At 72.4% G+C, this 8556-nt stretch carries 8 protein-coding genes; all 8 read right to left on the bottom strand.

Translation table 11 applies throughout. The features are described 5' to 3' along the window. Positions 1-374, bottom strand: a 374-nt coding sequence (locus tag D7Y13_RS33665) for a sugar phosphate isomerase/epimerase family protein (protein WP_147452551.1), incomplete at its 3' end; no start/stop codon positions are given. A gap of 2 nt (positions 375-376) precedes the next feature. Next, positions 377-1852, bottom strand: coding sequence for a YcaO-like family protein (locus D7Y13_RS33660; protein ID WP_120585442.1), 1476 nt, complete (start codon positions 1850-1852; stop codon positions 377-379). 66 nt (positions 1853-1918) lie between these two features. Beyond that, positions 1919-3394 (bottom strand): YcaO-like family protein, encoded by a 1476-nt coding sequence (locus D7Y13_RS33655; protein ID WP_120585443.1) that lies wholly within the window; start codon positions 3392-3394, stop codon positions 1919-1921. Further along, positions 3391-4224, bottom strand: coding sequence for an MBL fold metallo-hydrolase (locus D7Y13_RS33650; protein ID WP_120535943.1), 834 nt, complete (start codon positions 4222-4224; stop codon positions 3391-3393). Before D7Y13_RS33650 ends, D7Y13_RS33655 begins: the two co-directional genes overlap by 4 nt. Continuing rightward, entirely contained in the window at positions 4215-5249 is a 1035-nt protein-coding gene (locus tag D7Y13_RS33645; protein WP_120585444.1) for a Gfo/Idh/MocA family protein, read from the bottom strand. The genes D7Y13_RS33650 and D7Y13_RS33645 overlap by 10 nt, the downstream gene beginning before the upstream one ends. Positions 5250-5251: 2 nt before the next feature. Beyond that, positions 5252-6466 (bottom strand): class I SAM-dependent methyltransferase, encoded by a 1215-nt coding sequence (locus D7Y13_RS33640; protein WP_120585447.1) that lies wholly within the window; start codon positions 6464-6466, stop codon positions 5252-5254. Beyond that, positions 6463-7398: a hypothetical protein gene (locus tag D7Y13_RS33635; RefSeq protein WP_120585445.1), complete on the bottom strand. Its 936-nt coding sequence runs from the start codon at positions 7396-7398 to the stop codon at positions 6463-6465. Before D7Y13_RS33635 ends, D7Y13_RS33640 begins: the two co-directional genes overlap by 4 nt. Positions 7399-7407: 9 nt before the next feature. Then, positions 7408-8556, bottom strand: a 1149-nt coding sequence (locus D7Y13_RS33630; RefSeq protein WP_120630898.1) for an inositol-3-phosphate synthase, incomplete at its 5' end; no start/stop codon positions are given.

Raw genomic sequence — 8556 nt, 5'->3', positions numbered from 1 at the left:
GGACGGGGCACCCCCGCCCAGAACGACACCGCCTCCCCCCGGCACGTCGCGCACACGTCCACCGCGCGCTTGAGGAACTCCAGCCTGCGCTCGCGTCCTTGCGCGTCCGGGGTGATGAGCGTGGGTTCGTGCTTGCTGCGCGGATCCAGGAGGAAGCGCGCCCCCGTCTCCACCACCAGGCCCAGGCCCAGCCTCTCCAGCAGCGCGGCCAGCTGCTCCGTGCGCCGCTCGAAGTCCGGGGCGAACGGGTCGAAGTGATGGTGGTCCAGCGTCAGCGCCACGCCGTCGTAGCCGCTGTCCGCGATGAGCCGCAGCGCGTCCTCGAAGCGGTGGTTGGACACGCCGTTGGTGTTGTAGGCGAAGCGCGGTGCCATGGTCATTGCCCCCCGAAGCGGCGGCTGGAGAGCAGCGCGGCCACCGCGTGCGCGGTCGGCTCGCGATAGAGCGGATACAGCCCACCCACGCGCGCCTCCGCCAGTTTCACGTTGAGCCAGGCGGGCCCGCCCAGCCGCTCCTCGGCCTCCGGCGTCAGGCGCACCGGCTGTGCTCCCGGTGGCGGCGCCCCCATGCCCACCAGCGGGTCGCGCCGCTCCAACAGCCGCATCAGGTTGCGCTCGCCCAGCCGGGCGTAGGTCATCGTCTCCACCTCCAGCCCGGGCACCAGCGCCCTCACCACGTGCACCGGATGCCCTGGCGGAGACATGTCCGCGACCAGGATGTCGAAGCCCGCCGCGTGGAGCTGACGCACCACGTGCTCACAGCGCAGCGACGGGTCCTCCACCACCGGCACCCGGGGCAGCTCCTCGAAGCGCACCGTGCGCCGGTTCGTCAGGGTGCACGCCGTCAATTCGCGCAGCGCCGCGGATGACATCCGCGCCCACTCCAGCATGCCGCGCATCGCCCGCGGCTCCTCCATGTCTGGGTTCACCTGGGGCAGGATGCGCTCCATGTATTGCTTGGGGGCGACGCGGCCCACCTCGCTCAACGGGCCGTGCGAGAAGGCCAGCCGCGCCCGGGCGCAGGCGTACTCCAGCAGCGCCTTGCGCAGCGCCCGGTCCCGGTCCGGGTCCGCCGCATCGCCGCACGCGGTGACCATCAGGGGCTGGTCCCCCACGGACAGGTCGCGGCCCACGACGTACACATTCACGAGGCCGAAGTCCGTGCTCGCCAGCTTCACCATCACCTCCACGCCCGCGCGCTGGTAGCGCTCCAGCAGGGCGCTCGCATCCGAGGTCAGCTCCGCGCCCTTCAGGTCCAGCACCACGCCCTGGTCCATGGCGCGGGACTGGAGCCCGTTGCCATCGCGTCGCAACAGCTCCAGCAGGCCGTGCGCCAGGGCCTGCTGCCGCGTGAGCCCCGCGCCCTGGCCGTGGGTGATGGGCCTGATGAGGGGGGACCTGCCCTGCAACTGCCCGGGATGGATGGCGACGAACTCCTCCGGCACCAGCACCCGTTCGCCCGTGGAGAGCCGCTTCACCTCCACCCAGACGAGCGGCATGTCCGGGCGGTAGGGACTGCCCGCGGGCAGGCCCAGCGTGAGCGGGTCGGCCACCGCCGTGGGCCCCCGTGCGCGCACCAGGGTCGCGTAGCTGCCGTGCACCCGGGGCATCCGCTTCATCGCGAGCTCGGCGAAGGTGTCCTCCGCCAGCTTGCCCAGGGCTCCGACGCGGGCCTCGTCCTCGGTGTTGCCATGGCCGTTGCCGTGCGTCACGCCGTGGGGCCCATCATCCATCCGCAGGCTGGAGAGGGTCACTGGCACGCCCAGGCGGTCGAGGGCGTCGATGCGGAACAGGTGCAGCTCGCCCGCGGGCAGGGCGTGGAAATAGGCATCCAGGGCTTGGGCAAGGCTCATGAACGGGTTCTCCAAAGGCAACACACGCGAGGGCGAAGCGGGGCACGGCAGCACGGGCTGCGCGGTTCAATCCCCGCCGAAGCGACGGCTCGCGAGCAGCGCGGCGACGGCGTGGCGGTCCGGCTCCCGGTAGAGCGGATACAGACGTCCCAGGCGCGCTCCGGCCAGTCGCACGTTGAACCAGGCGGATCCGCCCAGTCGCTCCTCGGCCTCCGGCGTCAGCCGTACCGGCTGCGCTCCCGGCGGCGGGGCGCCCAGCCCCACCAGCGGGTCGCGCCGCTCCAGCAGCCGCGCCACGTTGCGCTCACCCAGCCGGGAGTAGGTCATCGTCTCCACCTCCAACCCGGGCACCAGCACCTTCACCACGTGGACCGCGTGTCCGGCCGGGGACATGTCCGCGACCAGGATGTCGAAGCCCGCCGCCTGGAGCTGGCGCACCACGTGGTCGCACCTGAGCGACGGGTCCTCCGCCGCTGGCGCGCGGGGCAGGTCATCGAAGCGCACCTTGCGCCGGATCATCAGGGTGCACGCCGTCAGCTCGCGCAGCTCCGCGGCGGGCATCCGCGCCCACTCCGCCATGCCGTGCAGCGCGCGCGGCTCCTCCGCGTCCAGGTCCACCAGGGGGACGAAGCGCTCCAGGTATTCTTCCGTCGCGATGCGGGCCACCTCGCTCAGCGGCCCGTGCGCGAACGCCTTGCGCGCTCGCGAGCCGGCATACTCCAGCAGCGCCTTGCGCAGCGCCCGGTCCCGGTCCGGATCCGCCGCCTCGCCGCACGCGGTCACCATCAGCGGATGGTCGTCCACGGACAGGTCGCGGCCCACGACGTACACGTTCACGAGGCCGAAGTCCGTGCTCGCAAGCTTCGCCATCACCTCCACGCCCGCGCGCTCATAGCGCTTCAGGAGGGCTCGCACGTCCGGTGACAGCTCCGCGCCCTCCAGGTCCAGCACCACACCCTGGTCCATGGCGCGGTACTGGAGCCCGTTGCCATCGCGTTGCAGCAGCTCCAGCAGGCCATGCGCCAGCGCCTGGTGCCGCGTCAGCCCCGCGCCCTGGCCGTTGGTGATGGGCGTGATGAGGGGGGACTTCCCCTGGAGCTGCCCGGGGTGGATGGCGACGAACTCCTCCGGCACCAGCACCTTCTCCCCCGTGGAGAGCCTTTGCGCCTCCACCCAGACGAGCGGCATGTCGGGCCGGTACGGACTGCCCGCCGGCAGCCCCAGCGTGAGCGGGTCGGCCACCGCCGTGGGCCCCCGGTCGCGCACCAGGGCCGCGTAGCTGCCGTGCACGCGGGGCATCTTTTTCAGCGCCTGCTCGGCGAAGGTCTCCTCCACCAGCTCGCCCAGCGCGCCCACGTGCGCGTCTTCCTCCGTGACCCCGTAGCTGCTGCAATGCGACACCGCGCCGGGCGCGCTGCCCATCCGCAGGCTCGAGGAGACCACCGGGATGCCCAGCCGGTCGATGGGGTCGATGCGGAACGTCTGCAGCGCGCCCGTGGACACGGCGCGGAAATAGGCATCCAGGGCCTGGGAAACGCTCATGACAATTCCTCCAATGAAAGGGGACGGGTGTGCGGCATGCCTTCGAGCAGCCGGTCGAACAGCGCGAGCGCGTGCTCGCGGGTGACGCCCCGGGCGAACTCGAAGGTCGTGAAGACGTTCTCGAACGGGAGCTGCTTGAGCACCGCGCGGTAGCGGCGCAGCTCTCCGTGGCTCAGCGGAATCGCGTAGTGGAAGCCCTTGTGACACGACAGCGCCGTGGGCTTGCCGCGCGCGTCCAGGTCCACCTTCAGCGCGTCCCCGCAGAACAGGGAGCGGGTGCGCGCGTCGTACATCACCGTCTGGCCCTCGTAGTGGCCGCCCACGCAGTGCAGCGTCAGGTCCGGCGCCAGTTCGTGCTCGTCATCCACCGGCCAGCGCACCTGGAAGGCCTTGGTGTACGGCACCGCGTCCTTGTGCAGGACGAGCAGCGGATCGAAGTGCTCCTGCAACTGCCACAGCGCCCCGAAGCCGTGCGGGTGCGACGCGGACAGCACCCGGATGCCGCCCATCACCTCCAGGTATTCCAGCGCCGGCTTCGAGTACCAGGGCGCGCCCTCGAACGCGATGTTGCCTTCGGGCCGGTGCAGCAGCCACCCGGTGGAGCCCAGGCCGAAGGACGGCTCGCAGGTGAAGCCCCAGATGCCGGGAAGCGTCTGCTCCCAGCGCGTGGACAGCCGCTCCGACACCTGGCCCGCCGTCTGGAAGTTCCAGCCGTCGCGCGGCAGGGCGTTGCGCACGTCCAGGCAGGTGGGACAGCCCGTGGGCGGTTCGTGGGCGAAGCCCGGCTGCCACGTGCCGCAGTGGGTGCAGGCGTAGCGGGTCAGTGACATGGCGGGAACGCCCTTCCGGAGTGCGTCGCCTGGCCGAGCAGGCCCACGAGGCGCACGTCGCGCTCGGGTGGGAACGGCTGCGGCCGGCCCTCCAGCACGCACGTGGTGAAGGACTCCACCTGGTGGAGGAAGGGACTGCGGTCCTCCTCCGGCGACAGGTGGACCCAGGTCTCCTCGCCCGTCTTCGCGTCGGTGAGCGACAGCGAGCCGCCGGGCGTCTGGCCCATCGTCTTGTACGCCAGCGCCCGCGCCTTCGTGCCGATGAGCTCCAGCGTGCGCCGGGGGTACGCGTCCGGGCAGTTGTAGGCCACCTGCAACAGCCCCAGCGTGCCGCTCCTGAACTGCCCCATCAGCACCGCGCCGTCGTCCACCGCGTAGTCGTGCACGCGCCGCTGCACCATGGCGGTGAGCGACTGCCATTCATCCCCCAGCAGCACCTCCAGCAGGTCCAGCCCGTGCGGCGCCAGGTCGATCATCGCGCCGCCGCCGGCCTGCTCCGGGTCGATGCGCCAGTTGCCCGGGGCCCAGTCCGCGGGCAGCCAGCAGGCATAGTGGATGCGCGCCTGGGTGATGGTGCCCAGCACGCCCTCCTTCACCAGCGTGCGCAGCTTGCGGTGCGCCGCGTGGTGGCGCTGGTCGAACGCGGTGGCGTAGTGCACGCCCGCGCGCTGACACGCCGCCACCATGCGCAGCCCGTCCTGCGCCGTGACGGCCATGGGCTTCTCGCACAGCACGTGCTTGCCGGCCGCCGCGCACGCCTCCGTCATCGCCGCGTGCAGGTGGTTGGGCGTGGCGATGTAGACCGCGTCCACGGCCTTGTCCTCCAGCACCGAGGACAGCTGGGTGTACCGGGCGGCGTCGTCCGCCTGCGGGCGCATCAGCGCCTCCGCGTCCGAGTCACACAGCGCGACCAGCCGCGTGTTGCGCGCCCCCTGGAGCGCGGGGATGACGTAGTCCCGGGCCACCCAGCCACAACCCACCACGGCCCAGCCCAGCTTTCGGGCCTCCGGCTTCGCATTGAACATGGTCACCACCTCTCCGGAAGGTCGAGCAGCCAGCGGCGGCGCAGCAGGACGGGGCGCTCGTCCGGCATCGCGCCCCGGGTGGCCCGCATGAAGAAGGCCGTGTCGTCGGCGCTGTCGCCGCGCAGGTAGTGGGCGTTGGCGTACTCCAGGGCCAGCCCCGGCGTGGGCCAGGCGGGAGACAGCTGGCCGTCCCGGGTCGTCAGCAGCGGGTTGGGGCGCAGCCGCACGTCGGGCGCGGGCGCTCCGAAGTCGATGGCGCGACGGGCCGGGTCCGCGGGCCACGCGAAGCAGAGGGCCTCCGCGTGCCGCAGCTCCTCCGGCGTGGCGGCGGGGACGGGGCGCTGCTCCAGGAAGCCGGTGACGAACGCGGCGTCGTCGTAGCAGGCGGCCTGGGGCAGCAGCCGCGCGTACTCCTCCGGACTCAGCGGCGTGCCGCCCACGCCTCGCTGATCCACCCGCCGGTTGTGGGCGTGGCCCACCAGCACCCGGCCGGTGTCCCCGGCCACGCGCCGCATCTCCAGCAGCACCCCTTCCTTGTCCGGCAGGAAATAGAAGGCGTCGTGGCACAGCACGGTGGCCCCCTCCACGCACGACAGGGGCAGGCCCGACGCGGCGACGTCCACGCAGACGAGCAGGGCGTCCGGCACGATGAAGTGGCGGGCGAGCCACAGCCTGGCGAACACCACGTCCAGGCCCACGCCGGGCGTGCCCCGGAGCGTCACCTCGCGCAGCACCTGCCCGATGCCGCACGCGACCTCCACCACGCGGGGCGGCGCGTCCCAGTGCTGCGCGAGCAGTCCCAGCGCGCTCAGGAAGGTGGGCGCCGACTGCCGGTGCGCGAAGTAGGCGGCCACCGGCCCGAAGCACAGCCGGTCCATGGCCTCGCGCAGGCCCATGGTCCCGTCCTCAACGCCCGCCACCACGGCGGCCGCTTCGTCGAGCGAGGGCGGCGGGGTGCGCGCGTGGTCGTCCTGGTCCCGCAGCAGCAGCGCGACCGCACGACGGCGGTCGCCCTGCTCCAGCGCCTGGACGACGGCGTCGCGCAGCGCGTCCCGGCCGGTGCGCAGGAAGGGGATGCCCTCCACCACGGGCCAGTGTCCGGTGCCGTCCGTCCAGAGGTCGGGCGCCGCCGGGGTGCGGGGGTACAGCGGCCGGCCCGTGTCCGGCGAGAGGAGTCGCGGTGCCACCGCGTCGGAAGACCTGCGAAGGAGATTCATGGCCACACCGCCGCTTCCGCGAGGACGTCGTTGCCGAAGGCCCTCAGGGGCCCCGGGTGGATCAGCTCCAGCTCTTCCATCGCCTGGCGCAGGGTGAAGCCCGCCGCGCGGGCGTGGGCGTCCAGCTCCAGCACCCGGTCCAGCGCGTCCGCGGCGTTGAAGGCCCGCGCCTCGGCCGTGTCCGGGTGGCCGGTGAGCTCCAGCGCCTGACGCACGCTCCGGGACAGGGCTTCCGGAAGCGAGGCCAGGGCCTTCTGCGTGAGCCCCTTCATGAGCGGCTCCAGCAGGTCCTCCAGGAGCGCTTCGCCCGCGTAGCCCGCGTCCGGCAGCTCCGCGTTGAAGAGGTGATGCGACAGCCCCGCCAGGAAGGGCAGGGCCGGGTCCGCGCCGAAGCGCGGGGCGACGAGCACCGCGCCCACCGCCACCGCGTAGCAGTGGTCGGCGTGGCCTTCCTGCGGTGGGACGAGGATGCGCGCGCGGCCGGGGAACGTGGCCCCGGCGCGCGGTTGGTGCACCAGCCGCTCCACGAACGCGGGCGGCGCGTGGGGCCCGGGCGCCTCCAGCTCCTGCGAGAGCGCCTGGGACAGCCGCTCCCGCAAGTCGGGGTCCAGGGGCCCCGCCACCGCGTCCAGCCCGCGGCGCAGCACCAGGAGCGTGTCCCGGGGAGCCATGCCGGCGCGCTGGAGCACGCCCGCGTCCAGGCCGCCCAGCCGCACCGCCGCCACCGCGCGCGCTGTCTCCTGGAGCGCCACGGTGCCGGGGTCCATGCCCGCGACGAGGGCCGCCCAGGCGCGACGGAAGCCGTGCGCCGCGAGGCCGTCCGGATGGTCCGGGGTGCGGATCCGCTTGAGGTCCATCAGCTCCGACAGCAGCGGGCGGAGCTTCGCCAGATGGCCCGGGGCCACCGTCGTGTCACGCGCGGGTGCGTTCATGTCCGGGTTTCAGCCCCTGATGCGTTCGGGGGTGGACTCGGCCTTGCGCGTGCGGCCCTTGGACAGCCAGGCCATCAGGCGGCGCTGCTGTTCTGCCATGGCGTGTTCGACGGGCTGACCGTCTGGCGACATGGGTGCCTTGAAGAAACACCCCAGCGCGTCGATGACGCCGCCCTCACCCCGGCGTTTGGCCACGTCCAGCGTGCGCGCCAGCTCCACGACGAGGGGCGCGGCGAGGATGGAGTCCTTGCAGAGGAAGTTGAGCTTGATCTGCATGGGCTGCCCGAGGAAGCCCGTGACGTCGATGTTGTCCCAGGCCTCCTTGTTGTCCCCGCGCGGGCGGTAGTACTGGATCTGCACGATGTGGTCCTGGACCTTGTAGCCAAGGATGCTGTCCAGGGCCGCGCCCTTGGTGTCGAGCTTGTTCTGCTTCGACGCCGGGTCGTTGAGGGCCTCGCCGTCGCGGTTGCCCAGGATGTTGGTGGAGTACCAGCCGTCCACGTGCAGCGCGCGGTCGCGCAGGGCGGGGGCGAGCACCGTCTTGAGCAGCGTCTGCCCCGTCTTGCCGTCCTTGCCGGCGATGGGCGCTCCGGTGCGCTTCGCGAGCTCCAGCAGCGCGGGCACGTCCGCGGCGACGCTGGGCGTGAAGTTGGCGAACGGGATGCCGTCCACGATGGCCGCGTAGGCGTAGAGCATGGCCGGACCGATGTCCGCGTCGTTCGCGTCCAGGGCCTTCTCGAAGGACTCCGGCGTGGCGAACTCCGGCCGGGTGAGGTCCACGCTCTTCTCCGTGGAGGCCAGGTTCACGACCACCACGCGCTCCAGGCCCTGCTCCTTCTTGAAGCGGAGGAGGTCCTCGCGGATGGCCTGCACCTGTTCGCGCAGGCCGCGCGTCTTCTTCGTCGCCGTGCCGACGACGTTCTTGCAGAACTTCGCGTTGGAGGCCGCGGGCCAGGGCCGCATGTTCCGGAGCACGGGCGCCACCGCCTCCATCTGGCTGTCGGTCAGCACCGCGTGGTTGCGCGCCGCCTTCTCCAGGTCCTCCTCGAACAGGTCCCAGCCGCCAAACGTCAGCGCGCCGTAGTCCGCGAGGCCCATGTCCTTCGCGCCCGCGAGCGGCAACCCTCGCGTGTCCACCCGCCCCCGCCGCAACAACTC

This window comes from Corallococcus praedator (genome assembly GCF_003612125.1).
Classification (GTDB): domain Bacteria; phylum Myxococcota; class Myxococcia; order Myxococcales; family Myxococcaceae; genus Corallococcus; species Corallococcus praedator.
Note: the sequence above shows the minus strand (reverse complement) of the source record. Positions and strands in the feature narration are given on the sequence as shown.

Coding starts and splice junctions, on each gene's coding strand:
- D7Y13_RS33660 (WP_120585442.1), bottom strand. CDS start 1,852: ATGAGCCTTGCCCAAGCCCTGGATGCCTATTTCCACGCCCTGCCCGCG.
- D7Y13_RS33655 (WP_120585443.1), bottom strand. CDS start 3,394: ATGAGCGTTTCCCAGGCCCTGGATGCCTATTTCCGCGCCGTGTCCACG.
- D7Y13_RS33650 (WP_120535943.1), bottom strand. CDS start 4,224: ATGTCACTGACCCGCTACGCCTGCACCCACTGCGGCACGTGGCAGCCG.
- D7Y13_RS33645 (WP_120585444.1), bottom strand. CDS start 5,249: ATGTTCAATGCGAAGCCGGAGGCCCGAAAGCTGGGCTGGGCCGTGGTG.
- D7Y13_RS33640 (WP_120585447.1), bottom strand. CDS start 6,466: ATGAATCTCCTTCGCAGGTCTTCCGACGCGGTGGCACCGCGACTCCTC.
- D7Y13_RS33635 (WP_120585445.1), bottom strand. CDS start 7,398: ATGAACGCACCCGCGCGTGACACGACGGTGGCCCCGGGCCATCTGGCG.